Below are 21,400 nucleotides of genomic sequence, written 5' to 3'. Positions count from 1 at the left end.
CGCGGTTTAGGCGCTATTCTTCAGTCCGTTTTCTGAACTACCCACGGATGAAGAAAAAGACCATGAGCGAGACCACCAGCGCACCCACCCAAGGCAACGTCAAGCCCACCGCCGCCAACCTGGCAATGCAGGAAATCTCGGGCGAAGTCCTCATCGAGAAATATGCCAAGGGCGACGAGCAGACCGTTGCGCAGGTGCGCCAGCGCGTCGCGCGTGCCCTTGCCGCGATCGAGGCCGAAGACAAGCGCGCCCACTGGGAGGCGAAGTTCCTCGAGGCGCAGGAAAAGGGCTTCGTGCCCGCCGGCCGCATCAACAGTGCCGCGGGCACCACGCTGGCCGCCACGCTGATCAACTGCTTCGTGCAGCCGGTCGGCGACTCGGTGACCGAAGCCGTCGATGGCCGTCCCGGCATCTACACCGCGCTGGCCCAGGCCGCCGAAACCATGCGCCGCGGTGGCGGCGTGGGTTACGACTTCTCGTCGATCCGTCCGAAGGGCGCGCTGGTCAAGGGCACGGCCTCCAACGCCTCCGGCCCGGTGTCCTACATGCGCGTGTTCGACCGCTCGTGCGAAACGGTCGAATCGGCCGGCGCCCGCCGCGGCGCGCAGATGGGCGTGCTGCGCTGCGACCATCCGGACATCGAGGAATTCATCCACGCCAAGGACGAAGGCGACCTCACCAACTTCAACATCTCGGTCGGCGTCACCGACCCCTTCATGCAGGCCGTCGAGGCCGACGGTGACGTCGAGCTGGTGCACAAGGCCGAGCCCACCGAAGAACTGAAGGACGCCGGCGCCTACCAGCGCGACGACGGCCTGTGGGTGTACCGCAAGGTGCGCGCGCGCGAACTGTGGGACCAGGTCATGCGCTCGACCTACGACCACGCCGAGCCGGGCATCCTGTTCCTCGACCGCATGAACCAGGACAACAACCTGTACTACTGCGAGACCATCGAGGCCACCAACCCCTGCGCCGAACAGCCGCTGCCGCCCTACGGCTGCTGCTGCCTGGGCTCGATCAACCTCACGCCCTTCGTCAAGAACCCGTTCACCGACAAGGCCGAGTTCGACTACGCCGGCTTCGGCAAGGTGGTCGACGTCTCCATCCGCATGCTCGACAACGTGCTCGAAGCGACCCACTGGCCGCTCGCGCAACAGCACGCCGAAGCGCAATCCAAGCGCCGCGTGGGTCTGGGCTTCACCGGCCTGGGTGACGCGCTGATCATGCTCGGCAAGCGCTACGACACGCCCGAAGCGCGCGAGGAAGCACGCAAGATCTCCGAGTTCATGCGCAACCGCGCCTACCTGGCCTCGTCCGACCTGGCCAAGGAGCGCGGCGCCTTCCCGCTGTTCAACGCCGACCTGTACCTGTCTGGCGGCAACTTCGCCTCGCGCCTGCCGGCCGAGGTGAAGGACAAGATCCGCAAGAACGGCATCCGCAACTCGCACCTGCTGTCGATCGCGCCCACCGGCACCATCAGCCTGGCCTTCGCCGACAACGCTTCCAACGGCATCGAGCCGCCCTTCTCCTACACCTACACCCGCCGCAAGCGCATGGCCGACGGCACCTTCAAGGAGTATGCGGTCGAGGACTACGCGTGGCGCCTGTACCGCCACCTCGGTGGCAACGTGGACAAGCTGCCGGAATCCTTCGTCACCGCGCTGGAGATCTCCGCGCAGGCGCACAAGGACATGGTCGCCGCGGTCGCGCCCTACATCGACACATCCATCTCCAAGACGGTGAACGTGCCCGAGGACTACCCGTACGCGGAGTTCGAGGACCTCTACCTCACCGCTTGGAAGGCCGGCCTGAAGGGCCTCGCCACCTACCGCCCCAACAACGTGCTGGGCTCCGTACTGTCGGTGACCCCGACCGCCGAGCAGAAGCAGCCGCACGACGTCGAGATCGTCGACGCCAACAAGCGCCTGTCGATCAAGAGCCTGCCCGCCCCGGTGCTGTCCAGCCTGCGCTGGCCCGGCCGCCCCGAGATGCCGGACGGCAACATGGCCTGGACCTACATGCTCAACACCCCGACCGGCGACTTCGCGCTGTTCGTCGGCCAGTTCGGCACCAATGGCGGCACCTTCCCATTCGAAGTGTGGGTGAACGGCGCCGACCAGCCGCGCGGCCTGGGTGCGGTGGCCAAGACCCTGTCGATGGACATGCGCGCCAACGACCGCGCCTGGCTCAAGCTCAAGCTCGACACCCTGGCCCGCACCGTCGGCGAGCGCTCGTTCGAGATGCCCTTCCCGCCGCACGGCGAGAAGAAGCTGGTGCCCGGCGTGGTGTCGGCCTTCGCCCAGGTCGTCAACTACCGCTGCGAGAAGCTCGGCGTGTTCGACAAGGAAGACGAGAGCAACGGTGTGCTCGACACCCTGTTCAGCCTTGAAGAGCCCAAGACCGGCACCGATGGCACGCTGTCGTGGACGGTGGACATCTACAACCCGGCCACCAGTGAAGACTTCGTGCTCGGCCTGAAGGAAATCACGCTGCCGGACGGCGTCACCCGCCCGTACTCGGTGTGGCTGTCGGGCAACTACCCGCGCGCCCTGGACGGCCTGACCCGCATCCTGTCGCTCGACATGCGCGTCATGGATCCGGCCTGGATCGGCATGAAGCTGCGCAAGTTGCTCGACTACCCCGAGCCGCTGGGCGACTTCATGGCCTTCGTGCCCGGCACCCGCCGCCAGCAGAACTGGCCCAGCACCGTGGCCTATCTGGCGCAGCTCATCATCCACCGCTATGCCATGCTCGGCGTGCTGGATGAAAAGGGCTATCCGACGCGCGAGATGGGCATTCTCGAGTCGCCGCGTGACGACAACGAGCCCAAGCTGATGCAGGGCGCGCTGTGCACCGAATGCGGCAACCACACGGTGATCCGCAAGGACGGTTGCGACTTCTGCACGGCCTGCGGTGCAGTGGGGACCTGCGGCTGATTCCGGGATCAGGGCTGAATCGGGGGCAAGCCTGTGGGTTACAGCATAAGCTGCGACTTCCCCTCCATAAGCTGCGACTAAGCCCCGCATAAGCTGCGACTCAGCCGCAAGCTATTCTCAAAAGGCCCGACTCCATTGGAGCCGGGCCTTTTTCCTGATGCGTTCGTTGGCTGCTTGGCCAGCGATCAAGGAGCTACGATGCGCCAACATCGAAACGCAGGAGTACTCACGAATCGTAACTGCGTTCGCACAACGGCCAGGTGGCCGTAGTGGGCACCTACCTTTCATGAAACTGGTAGAAAAGATCGAGCTACTCAAGCAATTCAGCTTTCCTCAGAGGCAAGAAAACTCCCTGCCCGAGCACACCAGTGATGACAATGGGATGTATCCGAGCACCCCAGTCTGACAAGAAACTGTCATCGGAGGAGGCAAAACTATCGCGGGAACTCCGAGTTTACGCGCCTATCAGCAGTTTCGTTTGCAATCACTCTGCCGTTCTGCCAGTAGGCGTTCGCTGACCACTCCATCTGGAAGCGCTTGAGAGCTCTCGCCCTGAAGTTCGAGCACTCCATCTCAGACATGCTCCCCTGCAAACACTTCGGGTGCGGCTTGAATACACGGTTAAACACCGTCATCTGCGTGTCCCAAGTAACTGGGGCGGAGATCGCATTGGCCGCACAAGCAAAGACCAGGACGAACGACAGAAAAATCTCGAAATAGTACTTATTAGCCATAACTATTAATAATCATTTAATGCTTCCAGAATCAAGAGATGTGACTCACCTTAGCGCAGAACAACCGAGCTAAGCTTCTCATCCAGTTGCCTAAACACATCCCTTCCTTGATCGTCGCGATCAACGGCGAAGAGGAACAAGCATCGGCCGCCACTGGACTTCTCCCACTGGTGGCCGACTTGCTTCTTCTCCCGCGAGTCGTCGTTCGTGCGGTAGACCTCCCCCTTGTACTCAACGACCAAGATGCGGCCGTCCTCCAACTCAGCCACGAAGTCCGGGTAGAAGTAGTCCGTCGCGGTCGGCAGCCAGAACGAGAACTGCTCTTGTCGCTCGATGTTTCGCACCCAGTGCCTCACCTTCGGGTGGATATCGAGCGCCATTGCGCACCGGAACTCCTCCGCCTGCTGGCCGGAGGCAGTCTTCTCCCGAAGGTCGTGGATCACCGGGTAGAAGTGCTTGCTGAACTCGTAGCTGCCTTGATAGAGATTCCTCGCGGGGTACTTCCCAGGCTCAAACGTGAAGCTGTACCGAGCCGTCTCTTCCAAGGGCGGCACGCTCATCTCAAACAACCGGCCCTGGAAACCTTGCTGAATCGCCGTCTGGCGAAGGCGCTCGATCTCGGCGGACACAGCCTGGGCAAGTTGGAAGCGTGCGCGGACCAGTGCGGTGAGACTGAACCCCCGGTCGTGCATGAGGTGAGCCAGCATCTTGGTCAGGTAAGCCTGAAGCTGAAGTTGCGACAAATAGGGCTTTCGCACCTCTCCGTCGAGCCAGCGGACAAGATCCTGCTCGCTGACGTGGCTCGCCACCTCATTGAGCTTGAGCTGAAGGGCATCGACGTGCCGGAACTTGACCCTCTCTCCTGCCACGTCGATCTCGAACGAATTGACGGTCTCGTGGATGCTAAAACCCGCCAGCTGTACCGGGAAGTCGAGCAGGTTCCAGTCCCCCAGGCTGGCCAGGGTGTCCTTCTCCACAAGCTCCAGATACCCTTCGAGGTTCAAGCACAGCTGGGGGATAGGGGCAAACGAGATCCCGAGCTGTGCCGGCGCGCGCATCGCTTGCCGCAGCGCCCGATGATCGGCGAACTGCTGCGCGACACGTTGGCGGGCACGAGGAGCCACCGCAGCTACAAGAAACGTCTCCGCCTGCTTCAGTGTCTCGTGATCCACCGCTCCACGTATTACCGCCGTAGCACCCTGGGAGGTGGGGTGAATCTCCACCTTATCGCGGAGCTCTGCAGGCCAGTGCTGCGTATCAGGCACGGCTGGAAGCTCGATATGGCAGTCAGGGACAACAAGGGATTGAGGTGCGGGGTGAGCCCCCTCTCCACCGATCAGCGGAAGCGGTTGCTGCGGCACAAGCAGCGAGGCCGTATCCAGGCGCTCGAAGCCCATGTTCTGAACCAGACGATCCTTGAGATTGCTGGCGGCCTCCGCGAAGTTTGTGGCAACGATATGCGCGTAAGCCTTATTCAACGCCTCCTGACTGCGATCCTTGGCATAAGGCATGCGGAGCACACGCCCAAGCAGCTGCTCGACATCCTTGGCCGAGTTCACTGACTGGAGGCTCGAAAGCACGTACGCAAACGAGCAATCCCACCCTTCCTTGAGAGCCTCGACCGTGATGACGTAGCGCACCGGGCACGCACGGTCGAAAAGGTTGATGCCATCGAGCTCTTTCTGTGCCCCCGTGGCAACCGCGATCTGCTCCTCCGGAATCTTCTCCTCGTCGATCAGGTGCTGACGAACCACATCGACTGTCGCCTCTCCGCCCTTTGGCATGGCTTGCACCAGGACGATAGGCCGCACGTACTCCTCTTCCTTGAGCGCAACGAGTTCCAGCCCATCTCGGGTAAGAACCGCATCCCGCAGGCACTCGCGCCACCCCTCGGGGTGCTCGGCGAGGACGATGGGGAGCTTGATCATCTGCTCAGCCCGCAGTTCTTGCGCGCCAACGGAATAGAGCACGTTGTTGCCAGGAACCGGCGTGGCCGTCATCTCGACAATACAACTGGGGTTGAGCCGGCCAATCGTCTTGAAAAACCGGTCGGTTCGGTTGTTATGGGCCTCGTCGATGATGACCAAGGGCCGATGTAGGTTCAACCAGTTGGCTACCGAGTACTTCACCCTGCCTACGTCTCTGGCAGTCAGGAAAGGCTGCCTGGCCAAGTCAGCCTCCGTGACCTTCTCCAGCCGATCAGCAAGCACCCCAGGCAGATCTCTAAAGTGCTCCGCCAGCTCTTCAAAGAACGCATAGACGTTCCTCGTACTGGTGTCTGACACGTTGAGCGACTGGATGGTGGTCACGATCACGATGCATGACTTACCGACATCGTGCGGGCTGATCGTCTGCAGGCTCGTGAGATCACAGACCTGAATGCGATCACCGAAGTGCTGTGCCAGCGCCTGCCGGTAAGGATGCCTCGCGTTTGCAAGGGCTTCGAGGGTCTGGGTGCGGATCGTGTCGGATGGCGTCAGCCATAGGGCGACAGGTGCATCGGTATCCTGCGTTGCCTTGCCAGCGAGCGAGACCGCATGCGCAGCGAGGACCGTTTTGCCCCCGCCTGTAGGGACCCGCAGGCAGACGCAGGGCACCTCAGGAAAAAGATCGTGGTACGGCTCGCTGCGCTGCTGCTCAGCCAAGCTCTCCCGATAAGCTTGCTCGATGGGCACGTTCCGGCAACGGGTGAGGAACGCCTCTAGGGCACGCAGAACATCGCGTTGGTACTTCTTCAGTTCGAACATCGTGGCCTCAGCGCATCTTCACGTCGTACGGGATCTGCTTGAAGGTGACACCTTCGGCAGCCAAGCGGGCTGGGCCTAGGCGCGAAGTCTCTCCGTAGACGACAGCGGAGGTGCCCGCTGGCTGAAGATCGCGGAGGTGAGACAGCACCGCATTCGTAAGCACGTTGCCGCCATCGGGGCGGCGATCACCAAGAATGCTGTTGTAGAGCAGGAAGTAAGCCTTGCCCTCATGCACGCCGATCAGGGGGGACTCAAAGGCTTGCTGCGCCGGCTTGCCGGTCTCCAGCATCCAAACATAAGCAGCCAGCGTCTTGAAGCGAACGGAAGGGCTGAGCCGGCCGTTCTCATCGAATGCCGCGTCACCAAGGGTGTAGAACGAGAAGCCTCCACCTCCCTGCCAGCCAACGGCTTCGCTGACGCCACCTTGCTCACCTTCCACGACCTTTTGCAGCCGGGGAGCGCAGTGGGTCCGCGCATGCGTGCCCATCTCAATACCGATATATCGTCGCCCCATTTTGTGGGCAACGGCCGCTGTAGTGCCTGACCCGAGGAACGAGTCAAGCACCAATTCTCCCGGATTTGTGGCGATATGGAGAACGCGCTGCATGAGCCGCTCTGGTTTAGGGCTGTCGAAGGCAGCGATCTTTCCGAACAGCGCGTGGATTTCCTTCTTGGACTCGTCTGTGTGCCCCACTTCCACGGACGGCCACCAGGTCCAAGGAGTCACACCCGGCACTTCAGACAGATAACGGATGATGTTTGGCTGCCCATTCCCGTTCCTACCAAAGTAGATGCGCCCCTCTGCTAACAGACGCTCGTAGGTGGCTTTCGAAACCCCCCAGCAACGCCCAGAAGGGGGCCTATGCCTAGCCCCTCCTGGCGTAACGACCTCATAGAACTGCTCGGGGGTCGCGTGCCCCTCCTGAGCTGTCATGGGCACGGGCCGCCAGCGTCCTCTAGGATCACTGTTCGGATTCCGATACACCCGTGCTTGGTCTTCGGTGATAGGGACCAAGTTACGGCGAAGCTTGAATTGCTCAGGATTCTTCGCGTAGACGACCAAATACTCGTGCACGTCCCCGATAGCTTCTCGATTCTCCCGTGAGTAGCGCTTCTGCCAGACGTTTGAGGCGACAAAACTGTTACGGCCAAACACCTCGTCCATCAGAACCTTGAGGTAGTGGGCCTCGTTGTCGTCGATGGAAACCCATATGCTTCCATCTTCAGCCAATAGTTCCTTCAGAAGAACAAGGCGTGGATACATCATCGACAGCCATTGGCTATGCTCCAGCTTGTCGTCGTAGTGCTCGAACGCACTCTTCGTGTTGTACGGGGGGTCGATGTAAATGCACTTCACCTGCCCGGCATAGAAGGGGATCAACGCCTTTAAGGCCAGCAAGTTGTCGCCCTGGATGAGCATGTTCCTACCGGCATCCCGCTGATCGCCGAACGTCTGCTCCAGGTTCAGGAGGTGGTACGGGACCTCATGGGTGGCTTCTTTTGCTTGGTTCTTGTTGACCCAGTCGAGGAAAGGCATAGGGCGGCAGACGACATGACGAAAGGCTGCATTGTAGCCCGATGCCCAGCTCAGGCTGTGCCACTCAGAGCCTCCTCCGCTCGGCGCTGATCGCTCACTCCGGCGAGGAGGCTCTCAGCGCCGCAAGAAGCTCCCGCGCATCTTCGTCCGAGCCGTACGCCAACTGAAGCAGCAGCTGGATTGGCTCGGGAATGTCCCGCTCACTCTCGTATCGCGAGCCGGCTGATTGGGTGACAGCAACCCTACGCCAGAAGGCGTTTTGGTTCAGGCCCAGCTCCTTCCGGCGAGCACGCACGCTTTCCGAGCCTGTGAAACGCAGGGATAGGTTCTTGAGATCCGGCATGGCAGCTCCTATGGCAAAGCCCGGAGCATACGCAAAGCCAACCTTCAGCCTCAACTCAGTCGCGTGCCAAGGGTCTTGCCACGATCTGAGGTGTTTTTCTGGGCAGCGACAAGTCAAACGCCACCTGTTCGACACCCATCGCAGCCATGCACTGCAGGTAGAAGACAAACGAGAACGTACCTCGCGACATCTTGTTCGCGATGGAGCGCTCCGTCTCCTTGACGCCAAGCTCCTGAAGCCGCTTGGCCAGCATGGCGTAGGTCAGCCCGCGTCGGACCAACTCAGAGCGCACGATGCGCCGCGCTTCGTTCTCCCAGTACATGTATCAAAGCTACCACCCACTCTAACTCTCCGTGATTTACATCCCGCCAAAGAAGACTAGAATCCCACTTATGGGATTTTGAGTTCTTTTATTCAATTTAGATATAGCTGACCTCCCTATACAAACGCGATCCACAACCACGTTTGTACAGAGGAGGCAGTAGATGGCAACAGGCTTCGAGTTCTTTGAACTCGTGAAATCACAGTGCGGGGCACGGAAGATCATGAACAAGGTAGGCGACACCATCCTGGAGATCATCTTCCCGGAAGACGGGAAGGTTCGCTCGCGGAAGATCGTGACGCGATCACGGGCACGAGCCACCGGGAAGTATCCCAGCTGGAAGATGGGCCGAATGCTCCAGTGGGAGTCGCAAAACGAGCTCAACGCATTCCGCTTGCTCGATGCCAACCCCGAGGCGGTGGCGTATCACGAACAGCCGCTGACCATCAAGTTCGTCCTCCACGGCGAGGAGCACACTCACTACCCGGACGTACTCGTCCAGTGGGGCCACTCGCGCGAACTTTGGGAGGTCAAACCCGAGGCAGAAGCCTCCTTGCCGCACTACGCAGAGCGGACTCGCTTCCTCGAAGCCGCGCTACCGCAGCTCGGGTTCTCGTATCGCATCGTTCTGGCTGAAGAGCTGGCAAAGCAACCCCGACTCTCAAACGTACTGACGTTACTCAAGCACGGCAGACCGCCTGTAGGCGAACTCGCACGAGAACAGGTGCGCCAGCTCTTGATCGCGACGCCCTTCATCACCTGGCAATCTGCTCTTCGCGATTTGGGTACAAACGGACGCGCAGTCGTGGCCCGTCTGGCACTGGAAGGCATGCTTGCCTGCGATCTTGATTGCGAGCTAACGCCAACTACCCATTTTAGGCTTAACAGGGGAACAGCATGAGTACAGTCGCTTTCCGAGCAGGCACCGTCTTTGATATCGATGGCAAGCGCTACACGCTGCTGCGGCTTGTTGAAGACCACATCTGGCAGGCAGAAGAGTCTCGCACCAAACGGATACAAGAGCTCACGGAGGAAAAGCTAAGGCAGTTGTACGTGCAAGGGCAACTGCGCTTCACCACCCATCACGACGCCGCGCCTGGAGCTCATAGCAACGCTGTGCCAACGTACTCTCCAGAGCAGTGGGAGCAGGCAAAGGTGCGTAGAGCTTATGTCATGGCCACGCTCAGCCTACCGAACACCCGTCACGCCCTGCTTCCCGCGATCACCGAAGTTTGGGAAAAGCTTCGTGAGCCCGCGGCACCGCCAAACCCAGCAACAGTGATCCGGTGGAAAAACAAATTCATAAATGCCGGCCAAGACATCACGGCGATCATCGACCACACCCACAAAAAAGGCAACAGGCACGCACGCTTCCCCAAAGAGGTTGAGGAGTTCGTGGCGCAGGCTATCGATGTGAAGTACATGACGCTGGAGCGCGGAACCATTCAGGACACGTTTGAACATGCCCTTACCCTAGTCCTTCGCGAGAACAAACTACGACCCGCCGCGACCCAACTGCCGCTGCCCACGCGACGAATGGTTACGCGAATGATCGAAGCAATCCCAGCATTTGACCGCTATGCCGCGCGCCATGGCCAGATGGCCGCGACTAAGCGGTTCAGGTCTGTGCAGCGACATCGCACGACCGCTGCCCCGCTGGAGCGTGCAGAGATCGATCACAGTCCCTTGGACTTAATGGTGATCGACGACGAGACCGGGCTGCCGCTTGGCCGCCCGTACATCACGGCATGTATCGACGACTACACGCGTTGCATCCTTGGCCTTCACGTTAGCTTTGAGCCACCGAGCCACCTCACGGTCGCACGCTGCCTCAAGCAAGCATTTCTCCCCAAGGTCGCCTTGGCCAATGAGTTCCCCGCGATCAAGAACGAATGGCAGGCACATGGCGTCATGCGCGAGCTCGTCGTCGATAACGGCACCGAGTTCCATAGTGCCAGCCTCGAAAACGCCTGCTACTCACTTGGAATCGAGATCCACTACTCCGCTCGGAAGACACCTTGGTTCAAAGGGAAGGTTGAGCGCTTCCTGGGGACACTGAACCGGGCAGTTGCTCACGGAACGCCCGGCACGACGTTCAGCAACATCTTCGACAAAGAGGAGTACGACCCGTCGAAGCACGCCATCGTGCGCTACAGCGTGCTTAAAGAGATCGTCAACACCTGGATCGTCGATGTGTATCACCAGCAGGTGCATCGTACCCTCGGCGCTCCTCCCGCAGCCGTATGGTCGAAGAGCATTAGCCCCGATGAAGTTCTGGTGCCCGAAGATCCCGCGAGGCTCGACGCGATCCTCGGTAAAAGCGAGGTGCGCAGACTCACTCACAAGGGTATCGAGCTCTACGGCTTGCTGTACAACTCGCATGAGCTGACAGGCTTGCGCCGCAAGATCGGCGAAAAGCTCGATGTCGAGATTCGAGTTGATTCCTCGGACCTGGGCGAGATCATTGTCCTCTCCCCCGACAAACGACAACTGTTCACTGTGCCGGCGATCAATCGAGAGTACGCCAGCGGTCTGTCTGAGTGGCAGCACCGCGTATGCAAGCGCTTCGCCGCTCGCCATCTTGAGCAGTACTCCCCAGAAGGGTGGCTCGAAGCTAAGGCGCGCATTGCTGACCTGATCGACAACGAGCTGATGCACAAGAAGCAGAAGACTCGTACTCGGATCGCGCGCTACAAGGAACACCAGAAGGCACCGCAGTTGCCCACGCCGCCCGCTGAGCTTGCGATTAAACACGCGCCACTACCTCCGCCGGAAGCCCGGCCCGAGTGCCCCCCTGTGGTTACTCCAGTACCTGCTCACGCATCTGATGCTGCACCACAAGTTGAGGCTACCCCGGTTACACCTCGGAAGTTCAAGCCCATCTTCCGAGAACGGCTCACTCCCATCGCTGACATGAACGAGGAGCGATAAGCCATGGTCGCCATTGCAAGCATCGTTGAAAACACGCTGATACCGCACTCAGCGTTCGAGAAAGCCAGCAAACGGCTCGCACAGTGCCTCCGTCATGCAGACGGCTCTTCAGAGCCTATCTGCCTTGCCATTGTCGGCGAGTCCCGTACGGGAAAGAGCAGAGTCCTTGAGGAGTGCGCAGCTGAGAACGCACCTGCAAGGCAGCCTGATGGGCTCAATGTTCCGATCCTGTACGTCAAAACACCATCCAAACCGACCGTCAAGAGCTTGGCCGAACTTATGCTGAAGGGGCTGCAGGACCCCAGATTCGATGCTGGTACTGAGAATGCAAAAACGATTCGCCTTCGCACGCTGATGCGTAACGCGGGGACTCGGATGGTCATGATCGACGAGTTTCAACACTTCTACGACAAGGGCTCGCACAAGGTGATGCACCACGTCGCGGACTGGCTCAAGATACTCGTCGACGACAGCAAGGTGGCACTGACTGTCGCGGGCCTGCCGACTTGCCAAGCAGTGCTCGAACAAAACGAGCAACTGGCGGGGCGCTTTCTGTCACCCGTGTTCATGCCGCGATTCGACTGGAACAGAGAAGCAGATCGCGAAGAGTTCGTGGGAATCCTGGGAGCCTTCCAAGAGTCACTAAGCGGGCACTTCGACATGGTGCATCTCGACACGCCAGACATGGCCTTCCGCTGCTACTGCGGAACTGGCGGGCTTATGGGCTACCTGACGAAGTTTCTGAGACAGGCCATTTGGAATGCACTGGAGGAGAATCGTAGAACGATCACTCTAGACGACTTAGCTCTCGCGCACGATCAAACGGTGTGGAGCCGCGAAAACCTGTCGAACGTCTTGGCGCCCTTCAGTCGTCACGTACAACTGGCTCCGACCCCAGAACTTCTGACCCGGATCCACCGAATCGGGCTGCCGGCACCAGAGATCGCAAAACCCCGCAGTCGAAAAACCCGGCCCATCGTACCGGAAGTCTCTCAGCAGCTGCTGTGCGCGAGCTAGGAGGTCGGATGCCACTCCTTGTTAGAACCCCAGCCCCCTTCAAGGACGAGAGCCTACTCGGGTATGTCTTGCGCGTCTCCGAGGAGAACGGATACGACACCCCCTGGCACGTCTTTCAGCTGGCGGGTCTCGCCCAGTGCGAGATGCGTTCGCCCAGCTTGCCGCCGAAGAAACTGGCCACGATCCTGAACCACGAGGCCCGCGACTTAATGGAGCTAGCCTACACAAGCGAAGAGGCTGCGCCAGCGTACAAGCTCTTGAACCACGATCTGGGACGAAGCGCCAAAGACAGCTTCCTGCGCCTTCAAGAGCCTGCTTTTTGTCCTCATTGCGTTCAAGAAAAGGGCTACATCGAAGCATTCTGGGATCTGAGTGCTGCGATAGCATGCCCAGAGCATCATTGCTCACCGATCAGCCGTTGTCCGGCATGCGGAGAGTCCGTTCGATGGTTTAGACCAGGCCTGTTACGCTGCAGATGCGGTGCGGATCTGTCGGAAGCCGGCTCAATCTCGATGACGACAGCGACGGTCGAACTGATGGGTTTGCTCAAAGCGAAACTCAACAGAGCGCCTCTAGAGGCGTTGCCAAACACGTCGGGCTTCCCTGTTGCTGAACTGGACTCGACTCCGCTGCTGGCCCTCATGCGGTTGCTACACACACTCGGGAAGAGATGTCTGAGGAGCCAAGGAAGATCGGAGCTCGATCAAAGGACAAGCATCATCACCGCCGGCGAGGTTCTCAGTGACTGGCCGCGAAACTACCATCAAGTGCTATCGGACATCGGTCGGCTACTCGCCGAGGACGGACTAAACGGTGTGGGCTTGAGCCGCCAGTTCAATGCCTTCTACAACGGCCTCTTCGCAAGAAAAGCACTCAGTAAGCACGTGCAGTTCCTGAAGGACGAGTTCGTCATCTTTGGCCTGCAACACTGGGGATCCGCGATCATTGACCCGAAGCTTGCTCCCAAACCCAAGCAGACGGAGGAGGCGCGGTATATCTCAAGGGAGGAGTATGCGCGTCGCTACGGCCTTTCAGACTACAAGCTTAAGCAGATGATCGCTGACGGGGTCGTCTCAGCCAAAAAGGTGGCTGCCGGCAAGACACATCGTATCGTCATTGACCTGGCGAACACGCAACCCCCTGCAGACAGTGAAGGCATCGTCACTGTCCGAGAAGCCGCCAAGATCATCGGCCTCCCCGTCAGTGTCCTACGGCACTTACGGACCTGTGGCGCATTCGAAGCAAAACCCCGTGCAGGCCAAGCTGCATCCTGGCACATCGACGATGTCAAGGCGTTCCTTATGAAGGGCATAGCCCTCGCCGATATGATCGATCAGGAACCACCAATGATTTCCCTATCAGAGGTGATGCGCAGCAAGTTCAGAGATGCCAACACGAAGGGCGACCTAGGAGTCTGCGCGGCAGAAGCCAAGCGTCGGTGAGTTAAGTCCTCCCGGGCGTTTCGGGGCCGGTAGACTGTCGAGATGACGAGCTATCTGCCCTATTGCCCGCAGCAGCAGATGCTGCTGCCCCAGGCGCTGCAGGAGTGGCTACCCGAAGGCCACTTGGCGTACTTCATCAGCGACGCGGTCGACGGGTTGGACCTGAGCGCGTTCCACGCCCGGTATGCCGGTGGCGGACCGCGCAACCAGCCGTTTCATCCGGCCATGATGGTCAAGGTGCTGCTGTATGCGTACGCCACGGGCGTGTTCAGTTCGCGCAAGATCGCGCGCAAGCTGCACGAGGATGTGGCGTTCCGGGTCCTGGCGGCAGACAACTTCCCGGCCCACCGCACGCTGAGCGACTTTCGCGCTGTCCATTTGAAGGAGCTGAGCGAGTTGTTCGTGCAGGTGGTACGACTGGCCCGCGAGATGGGGCTGGTCAAGCTCGGGACGGTGGCCATCGACGGCACCAAGGTCAAGGCAAACGCCAGCCGCCACAAGGCGATGAGTTACGGCCATATGGTGAAGGCGGAGGCCGAGTTGAAACGGCAGATCGAGGCGCTGCTCAATCGGGCCAAGGCCGCCGACGACGCCGAGCGGAACGAGCCCGAGCTGGATGTGCCGGCCGAGATCGCGCGGCGCGAGGCGCGGCTGACGGCGATTGCTGAAGCCCGGGCGCGGCTCGAGCAGCGCCAGCGCGAGGCCGATCAGGCGCGCGGGCGCAGCGACGATGACGACCGTCGCCCGCGCGGCGGTGACGGCAAACCGAAGGGCGGGCGCTACAAGCGCGACTTTGGAGTGCCCGAGGACAAGGCGCAGGAGAACTTCACGGATCCGGACAGCCGCATCATGAAGCGCGCCGGCGGCGGGTTCGATCCGAGCTACAACGCCCAGACGGCGGTCGACGAGACCGCCCACATCATCGTGGCGGCCGAACTGACCAACAACGCCAGCGACGCCGGGCAACTGGCGGGGGTACTGCAGGCCGTGCGCGACAACGTCGAACAACGACCGCGCCAGGCGCTGGCCGACACCGGCTACCGCTCGGAGCAAACGTTCCGGGAACTCGACGGGTGCGGGACCGAACTGGTGGTGGCGCTGGGCCGGGAAGGCAAGCGCCGACTCGGTTTCGACCGCGAACGCAATCCGCACACCGCACAGATGGCCGACAAGCTCGAGAGCGAGGCGGGCAAGAGCGCCTACCGAAAACGGAAATGGATCGCCGAACCGCCCAACGGCTGGATCAAGAACGTGTTGGGATTCCGGCAGTTCAGCCTGCGGGGCCTGGAGCGCGTCAAAGCGGAGTGGAAGCTCGTCTGTATGGCGCTGAACCTGCGCAGGATGAGCACATTGAGGACGGCATGACGGGAAAAGGGGGCAAACCTGTCCCCGTTGCCGTCCGGCATGCGCGCCGCGACGTCGCAAAGCAACTTAACCACGGCCTCAGTCTCTTGCCGCACCTCTCGGTTCGCCAATCGTTCTGCTAAAAAACACGCTCTGGAGTTCTGCCGCGCAGACTCCTAGTTGTAGCCATCCTTGATGGACACCTGCGTGCCCTGGGACGAAAGGGAGATAGCTTCGCCGACCTTCTACTCGACAAAGCAGAGGTTCAGCTCTTCGTGAGGAGTAAGCGCCGAGGGGCAGGGACAGAAACCTGCTCTATAGCCGAGGCAGCTCTGGCCACCGGGCTTGACCCCACAGCCGTAAAACCTGCGGTCGATCTCGGCCTTCTCGACGCCACGGAGAGGGACGGCCAGACCCGAGTGTCCATCGCGTCGATAGCTCGACTCACCTCGTGCTACCTGTCTCTGGCCTGCCTGGCTAAGGAGTTGAAGACTACAACGGCAAAGCTGCTGCGCATCTGCCAAGAGAAGGGAGTCAAGGTACAGGAGGTTCCACGCCAGAACTGCAACAGTCCGTCTCGCCTAATCCTGCTGGCCGAAAGGGACCTTTTGTTGGAGGGTTGGATAGCCGCACAACCCAGGAGGTCAGATGCGGCTACATCAAGATCTCGCGAAGCTTACGAGCTTGCTCTCAGGAACTATCTGCGACAGCTGACTGAGCAAGGGAGGCTGCTTCCGCGCCGAGCAGGCTCTCCAAACAAAGCGCTAATCGCTAGAGCCTGCGGCTTCCACCGAGACGTCCTCTACGACCATCAGAACGTCGTTGCAGTGCTGGACGCACATGACCAGCTGGAGCGAAGACTTCTAACCTCCGAAGGTTAGGTAGCGCACCTCCGCACAAAAATACCCGCCATTTGCGGGTATTTTTTTGGGCGCCAACCCACTGTGCGCCACTTTTTTACTAGCAAGTGAAGAAAGTCGCAGCTTATGCGTTAATCAAGGCAGAAAGTCGCAGCTTATGCGTAAGTTCAGTCGCAGCTTATGGCGCTCAGCCTGTACGCAATGCCAGCATTGACGAGGAGGTTAGTCGCAGCTTATGCGTCAACCGACAAAGCCCCCAACTGAAAAGGGGTGCCGAGCGGCACCCCTTTTTCATATCGTCCGTCCCCGTGCGCAGGCCCGCGCGCGTCCAGACCCCGCGTCCGCCTTGAACTGCAGCCCTGTTTGATCGAGAATCGCATCTCGACACATCCCAGAAATCGCGTGCTGCATACACACGCGGTATTCCCCGAAACACCCGGGCCGCCCCGAGGCGCCGGGAAGACCGCTGAAGGCATTCCACATCATGAGCGCTCGCGCCGCGCCCTGCTGCCCCGAATGTGGTGCGAGCCGCTGCCGCGAGTCACGCTGGCGCTCACACGAAGAGAAGCTCTCCCATCCGGGCGGCCAGCCTTACCGCTGCCTGGCCTGCTCCCATCGCTTCATCGCCGCGCTGCCGGTGCGCAACAGCATGCGCACACCACGGACGGGCTCCTTGGCGACGCTTGTCGCCGCGGTGCTGCTGGCAGGCATCGGCCTGGTTGCCGCCGCGCTGCTGACCGGCGAGGACAACGGCGAGGCGAGCGTTGCCGCAGAGCAGGAGGCGCCCCCGACCTCGAGTACGCTCGAAGCCGCCAAGGCCGGCGACCCCGAGGCGCAGTACCGTATCGGGCGCGCCGCCCTGCTCGACACCTCGCACGGCAAGGCCGCGGGCGCCGAAGCGGTACATTGGCTCAGCCGTGCCGCCGCCAGCGGACATTCGGGCGCGATGCTGCAACTGGGCAAGCTCTACCGCAGCGGCGTGGGCGTGCCGCAGAACTACGCGTACGCAGAGAAATGGGTGCGTGCGTCGGCCAATGCCGGCAACACCGACGGCATGGTGGAGCTTGGCCGGCTCTACCGCAGCGGCCTGGGGGTGGAGCAGAACGCGATCACGGCCTACGTCTGGTTCAATCGCGCGGCCGCGCAGATGAACATGGATGGCGTGCATGAGCGCGACAGCATCGCGCTGAAGCTGTCGGCGGACGAACTGAAGGCCGCGCAGGCAGAATCCGTCGCGGCCGAGGGCGATCCGGCGCTGCCGCTGTCGGGCCCGATCGCACGGGACTAGGCGGGCGCGACAGGCCGCGCCCGCGACAAGACTTACTCGGCGCCGCCGACGCGGCCGGCATAGGTCCAGCCCTTGTCCACGGCATAACTGAACACGAAGCCGGTCGGGCCATCGACGAACAGGCTCACCGGCTGGCCGGCGCCCGGCACGGGCGCGTCGACATTGCCCGCTGCCGCATTGCGGCCCGCGAACTTCCAGCCTTCTTCCGGCAGGTACACAAAGGCGCCGCCCGTCGGCTGGTCGAGCATCACGGCCAGGGGTTGGGTCTGCATGGCGGAGTCGGCCAGCGCAACCTTCATGGTGGCGGTCTCGGCGAGGGCGGGCGCAGCCGCCAGGCCAAGCGCGAGGGCGGCGGCAATGAAATGCGTGCGAGTTGTCATGATCGGTTCCTGATAGTTGGCAAAGGGGCGCGTTCGCATCGGTCGCTTCGAGCCCGGGCCGGCATTCGCGCAGCCGGGAAGCACCGATGTGCGGCGACAGCACTTGCTGCACCGCAACACAATGGCTGCAGTATAGCCGCCCCGCTGCGCGCGACAAACCGTCTTTTCAAACAAGTTTCTGATTTATCGATAGAAAGTACGAATTCAAGCGCAGTCGAAGGCCTCATTCGCGCGCCCTCCGCCACCCCGTTCAAGGGGTCCGAAATCCCCGATTGACAAGGCTCCGCCCGGTCTGAGACCTTCGGCTGTACAGGAGCCCGACATCCCCGAGCGATTTCACCCCGCCGGACGGGTCTCCGTGACGCATTTCACGACAACCCAGCCACGCCGCAGGAGTCGATCCGATGAACCGCGCCGCCGCACCGTCACGTCCGATTCGCCTGCTGCTCAACGACGAGGCCGTCGAGGTCGCCGACTGCGCCCCCAGCCGCAGCCTGCTGGCGTGGCTACGCGAATCACGCGGACTCCCTGGCACCAAGGAAGGCTGCGCCGAGGGCGACTGCGGCGCCTGCACGGTGGTCGTCGGGGAACTCGACCCGTCCGCCCCGGACGGCGTCCGCCTCGCCGCCCTCAACGCCTGCATCCAGTTCCTGCCAGCGCTCGACGGCAAGGCGGTATTCACTGTCGAGGGCATCCGCGCAACGGACGGCGGCCTGCACCCGGCGCAGCAGGCCATGATCGACAGCCACGGCTCGCAGTGCGGCTTCTGCACCCCGGGTTTCGTGATGTCCTTGTGGGCGGACTACACGAACGCGTCCACTGACGCACCGCACCCGCCACCTGAAGCCGCGCGCAGCGCACTGAGCGGCAACCTGTGCCGCTGCACCGGCTACCGCCCCATCCTCGACGCCGCGCAGCGCATGTTCGAGTTGCCCGCAGCAGCGTTCGACCGCGCCGCACTGCGGGACCGGCTGCGCAGCCTGGACACCGGCGCGCCCCTGGACCTCCATCACCCCGCAGGCCGCTTCCGCGCCCCCCGCACGCTCGACGCGCTGCTTGCCGCCCGCGCGGAATCCCCCGATGCGACGCTGCTGGCCGGCTGCACCGATATCGGCCTGTGGGTGACGAAGCAGCTTCGCGACCTCGCCGACGTCATTCATCTCGGCGCCGTGGATGAGCTGAAACGGATCGATGTGCACGACGGCCGGCTGCGCATCGGCGCCGGCGCGAGCCTCACCGCGGCCTGGTCGGCGCTGGTCGCACACTGGCCGCAGCTGGCCGAGATTGCCGAACGCTTCGCCTCGCCACCGATCCGCAACGCCGGCACGCTCGGCGGCAATGTCGCCAACGGTTCGCCCATCGGCGACTCCATGCCGGCACTGATCGCGCTCGGCGCCAGCGTCGAACTTGCGAGCGTGCGGGGGCGACGACGCCTGCCACTGGAGGCCTTGTACATGGGCTACCGACAAACCGCGATGATGCCCGACGAGCTCCTGGCCACGATCGAAGTGCCGCTGCCCGACGCTGGCCAGGTGTTCCGCAGCTACAAGCTCGCCAAGCGTTTCGACTCCGACATCTCCGCCGTCTGCGCCGCGTTCGCGCTGCGTTTCGCGCCGGCTGCCAGCAGCGCCGTGCAGCGGATTGACGACGCGCGCATTGCCTTCGGCGGCATGGCGGCAACGCCGCGCCGCGCCGCGATCGCCGAGGCGGCCCTCGCCGGCCAGCCGTGGTGCGAGGCGACGGTCCGCGCCGCGATGGCTGCGCTCGACGCCGACTACGCGCCGCTCACCGACCTGCGTGCCAGCGCCGACTATCGCCGCCGCGTCGCGCGCAACCTGCTGTGGCGCTTCTGGCTCGAAACCCGCCCGCAGGCCCCGCTGCCCGGCACCGCAACCCGGGTGTCCGCGCTGCGCGAAGGAGCACCGCGATGAGCCGCCCCATCCCGCCGCACGAGTCCGCCCACCTGCACGTCACCGGCGGCGCCCCGTATGTGGATGACCTGCCCGAACTCGCCGGCACACTGCATTGCGCCCTCGGCCTGTCGCCACATGCGCATGCACGCATCACGGCCCTCGACTTCGAGGCCGTGCGCGCGGCGCCCGGCGTACGCGCGGTGCTCACCGCGGCCGACATCCCCGGTCTGAACGACTGCGGCGCCGTGCTGCACGACGAGCCGATCCTGGCCGCGGGCGAAGTCCATTACCTCGGCCAGCCGGTGTTCGCCGTCGTCGCCGACACGCGCGAACAGGCGCGCCACGCCGCGCGCCATGCCGCAGCAGATTACGCGCCGCTGCCCGCCGTGCTCGATCCGCTTGAAGCCCGCCGCCAGCAGTCCTGGGTGCTGCCGCCGCTCAAGCTCGCCTGCGGCGATGCCGGCGCGGCCCTCGCCGACGCCCCGCTGCAGCTTGCCGGCCGTGCCCGGGTCGGCGCGCAGGAGCACTTCTATCTCGAGGGCCAGATCGCCTATGCCTGGCCGACGGAGGATGGCGACCTGCACCTGCACAGCTCCACCCAGCACCCGACCGAGATGCAGCACGCCGTGGCGACCATGCTCGGCGTGACCAGCAACAGGGTGCGGGTCGAGGTGCGGCGCATGGGCGGCGGCTTCGGCGGCAAGGAGTCGCAGTCCGCCGTGTTCGCCTGCATCGCGGCACTGGCCGCACACCGGCTGCAGCGCCCGGTGAAGCTGCGACCCGACCGCGACGACGACATGCTCGTCACCGGCAAGCGCCACGCCGTGCATTACGACTGGGCTGCCGGCTTCGGGGCCGACGGCCTGCTGCACGGCGTGCGCATCGACATGGTGCTCGACGCCGGCTGGTCGGCCGACCTCAGCGGCCCGGTCGCAACGCGCGCCGTCTGCCATGTCGACAACGCCTACTACCTGCCCGCGGCCGACATCTCCGCCTGCTGCGCGCGCACCAACCGGCAGTCGAGCACCGCCTTCCGCGGCTTCGGCGGACCGCAGGGCGCCTTCGCGATCGAGCACATCCTCGACGACATCGCCTACGCCACCGGTCTCGACCCGCTGGACGTGCGCAAGCGCAACTTCTACGCGGCACAGGCCGGTACCGGCCGCGACACCACGCCCTACGGCCAGCCGGTCGCCGACAACGTCATCCACGCTCTGGTCGCACAGCTGGAAGAAGACAGCGACTACCGCGCCCGCCGCGCGAACATTGCCGCCTTCAACGCCGGCAGCCCGGTGATCCGCAAGGGGCTGGCACTGACGCCGGTGAAGTTCGGCATCTCCTTCAACCTCAGCCACCTCAACCAGGCCGGCGCGCTGGTGCATGTCTATACCGACGGCTCGGTACTGGTGAACCACGGCGGCACCGAGATGGGCCAGGGTCTCAACACCAAGGTCGCACAAGTGGTGGCGCACACGCTGGGCGTGCCGCTGGCGCGCATCCGCTGCACCGCCACCGACACCGGCAAGGTCGCCAACACCTCGGCCACGGCGGCGTCGAGCGGCTCGGACCTCAACGGCAAGGCCGCCGAAGCCGCCGCGCGCCGCAT

Annotated in this window: 14 protein-coding genes; 9 read left to right on the top strand and 5 right to left on the bottom strand. The window is 62.6% G+C overall.

Going from position 1 to position 21,400, the window contains the following annotated elements:
• The first annotated feature begins 62 nt into the window (after positions 1-62).
• Complete coding sequence (locus C664_RS10605) at positions 63-2,936, top strand: adenosylcobalamin-dependent ribonucleoside-diphosphate reductase (protein WP_038011581.1); 2,874 nt, start codon at positions 63-65, stop codon at positions 2,934-2,936.
• Between the two features lie 784 nt (positions 2,937-3,720).
• Here C664_RS10605 and C664_RS10595 read toward each other — a convergent pair.
• The 4 genes from C664_RS10595 to C664_RS10580 all read right to left on the bottom strand — a co-directional run bounded on the left by C664_RS10595 (position 3,721) and on the right by C664_RS10580 (position 8,619).
• On the bottom strand, positions 3,721-6,417 hold the full coding sequence (locus C664_RS10595; protein WP_004259290.1) for a DEAD/DEAH box helicase: 2,697 nt from the start codon (positions 6,415-6,417) through the stop codon (positions 3,721-3,723).
• A gap of 7 nt (positions 6,418-6,424) precedes the next feature.
• Positions 6,425-7,954 carry a site-specific DNA-methyltransferase gene (locus C664_RS10590; RefSeq protein ID WP_004259288.1) on the bottom strand — a complete coding sequence of 510 codons (1,530 nt, stop codon included), beginning with the start codon at positions 7,952-7,954 and terminating at the stop codon, positions 6,425-6,427.
• A gap of 94 nt (positions 7,955-8,048) precedes the next feature.
• Complete coding sequence (locus tag C664_RS10585) at positions 8,049-8,297, bottom strand: helix-turn-helix transcriptional regulator (RefSeq protein WP_004259286.1); 249 nt, start codon at positions 8,295-8,297, stop codon at positions 8,049-8,051.
• 55 nt (positions 8,298-8,352) lie between these two features.
• Entirely contained in the window at positions 8,353-8,619 is a 267-nt protein-coding gene (locus tag C664_RS10580; RefSeq protein ID WP_004259285.1) for a DUF6471 domain-containing protein, read from the bottom strand.
• Between the two features lie 163 nt (positions 8,620-8,782).
• Between C664_RS10580 and C664_RS10575 the strand changes: the two genes are divergently transcribed.
• From C664_RS10575 to C664_RS10550, 6 genes are all read left to right on the top strand, one after another.
• Positions 8,783-9,520 (top strand): TnsA endonuclease N-terminal domain-containing protein, encoded by a 738-nt coding sequence (locus C664_RS10575; RefSeq protein ID WP_004259283.1) that lies wholly within the window; start codon positions 8,783-8,785, stop codon positions 9,518-9,520.
• The gene (locus tag C664_RS10570; protein ID WP_004259282.1) at positions 9,517-11,550 is read left to right on the top strand and encodes a Mu transposase C-terminal domain-containing protein; all 2,034 of its coding nucleotides are present in this window, start codon (positions 9,517-9,519) and stop codon (positions 11,548-11,550) included. The genes C664_RS10575 and C664_RS10570 overlap by 4 nt, the downstream gene beginning before the upstream one ends.
• A 3-nt stretch (positions 11,551-11,553) precedes the next feature.
• On the top strand, positions 11,554-12,567 hold the full coding sequence (locus C664_RS10565) for a TniB family NTP-binding protein (RefSeq protein WP_004259280.1): 1,014 nt from the start codon (positions 11,554-11,556) through the stop codon (positions 12,565-12,567).
• A gap of 8 nt (positions 12,568-12,575) precedes the next feature.
• Positions 12,576-14,009, top strand: a complete 1,434-nt coding sequence (locus C664_RS20335; protein ID WP_004259279.1) for a TniQ family protein — start codon at positions 12,576-12,578, stop codon at positions 14,007-14,009.
• A gap of 42 nt (positions 14,010-14,051) precedes the next feature.
• Positions 14,052-15,374 carry an IS1182 family transposase gene (locus C664_RS10555; RefSeq protein ID WP_004251208.1) on the top strand — a complete coding sequence of 441 codons (1,323 nt, stop codon included), beginning with the start codon at positions 14,052-14,054 and terminating at the stop codon, positions 15,372-15,374.
• Between the two features lie 1,323 nt (positions 15,375-16,697).
• Positions 16,698-17,501, top strand: a complete 804-nt coding sequence (locus C664_RS10550; RefSeq protein WP_004259277.1) for a tetratricopeptide repeat protein — start codon at positions 16,698-16,700, stop codon at positions 17,499-17,501.
• Positions 17,502-17,533: 32 nt separating this feature from the next.
• Here C664_RS10550 and C664_RS10545 read toward each other — a convergent pair whose 3' ends face one another.
• Positions 17,534-17,881, bottom strand: a complete 348-nt coding sequence (locus C664_RS10545; RefSeq protein ID WP_038011568.1) for a hypothetical protein — start codon at positions 17,879-17,881, stop codon at positions 17,534-17,536.
• Between the two features lie 404 nt (positions 17,882-18,285).
• Between C664_RS10545 and xdhA the strand changes: the two genes are divergently transcribed.
• Both xdhA and C664_RS10535 read left to right on the top strand, forming a co-directional pair.
• Positions 18,286-19,812: a xanthine dehydrogenase small subunit gene (gene xdhA / locus C664_RS10540; RefSeq protein ID WP_004259273.1), complete on the top strand. Its 1,527-nt coding sequence runs from the start codon at positions 18,286-18,288 to the stop codon at positions 19,810-19,812.
• On the top strand, positions 19,809-21,400 hold a 1,592-nt coding region (locus C664_RS10535), incomplete at its 3' end, for a xanthine dehydrogenase molybdopterin binding subunit (protein WP_004259271.1). The genes xdhA and C664_RS10535, both read left to right, overlap by 4 nt.

Source organism: Thauera sp. 63 (assembly GCF_000310165.2).
Classification (GTDB): domain Bacteria; phylum Pseudomonadota; class Gammaproteobacteria; order Burkholderiales; family Rhodocyclaceae; genus Thauera; species Thauera humireducens.
The sequence above is the reverse complement of the archived record's forward strand: the minus strand, read 5'-3'. Positions and strand labels throughout refer to the sequence as shown.

What these genes read in the sequence shown, in the direction of transcription:
- C664_RS10580 (WP_004259285.1), bottom strand. Translation starts at nt 8,619, where the DNA reads ATGTACTGGGAGAACGAAGCGCGGCGCATCGTGCGCTCTGAGTTGGTC.
- C664_RS10565 (WP_004259280.1), top strand. Translation starts at nt 11,554, where the DNA reads ATGGTCGCCATTGCAAGCATCGTTGAAAACACGCTGATACCGCACTCA.
- C664_RS10555 (WP_004251208.1), top strand. Translation starts at nt 14,052, where the DNA reads ATGACGAGCTATCTGCCCTATTGCCCGCAGCAGCAGATGCTGCTGCCC.
- C664_RS10570 (WP_004259282.1), top strand. Translation starts at nt 9,517, where the DNA reads ATGAGTACAGTCGCTTTCCGAGCAGGCACCGTCTTTGATATCGATGGC.
- C664_RS10545 (WP_038011568.1), bottom strand. Translation starts at nt 17,881, where the DNA reads ATGACAACTCGCACGCATTTCATTGCCGCCGCCCTCGCGCTTGGCCTG.
- C664_RS20335 (WP_004259279.1), top strand. Translation starts at nt 12,576, where the DNA reads ATGCCACTCCTTGTTAGAACCCCAGCCCCCTTCAAGGACGAGAGCCTA.
- xdhA (WP_004259273.1), top strand. Translation starts at nt 18,286, where the DNA reads ATGAACCGCGCCGCCGCACCGTCACGTCCGATTCGCCTGCTGCTCAAC.
- C664_RS10595 (WP_004259290.1), bottom strand. Translation starts at nt 6,417, where the DNA reads ATGTTCGAACTGAAGAAGTACCAACGCGATGTTCTGCGTGCCCTAGAG.
- C664_RS10605 (WP_038011581.1), top strand. Translation starts at nt 63, where the DNA reads ATGAGCGAGACCACCAGCGCACCCACCCAAGGCAACGTCAAGCCCACC.
- C664_RS10550 (WP_004259277.1), top strand. Translation starts at nt 16,698, where the DNA reads ATGAGCGCTCGCGCCGCGCCCTGCTGCCCCGAATGTGGTGCGAGCCGC.
- C664_RS10585 (WP_004259286.1), bottom strand. Translation starts at nt 8,297, where the DNA reads ATGCCGGATCTCAAGAACCTATCCCTGCGTTTCACAGGCTCGGAAAGC.
- C664_RS10575 (WP_004259283.1), top strand. Translation starts at nt 8,783, where the DNA reads ATGGCAACAGGCTTCGAGTTCTTTGAACTCGTGAAATCACAGTGCGGG.
- C664_RS10590 (WP_004259288.1), bottom strand. Translation starts at nt 7,954, where the DNA reads ATGCCTTTCCTCGACTGGGTCAACAAGAACCAAGCAAAAGAAGCCACC.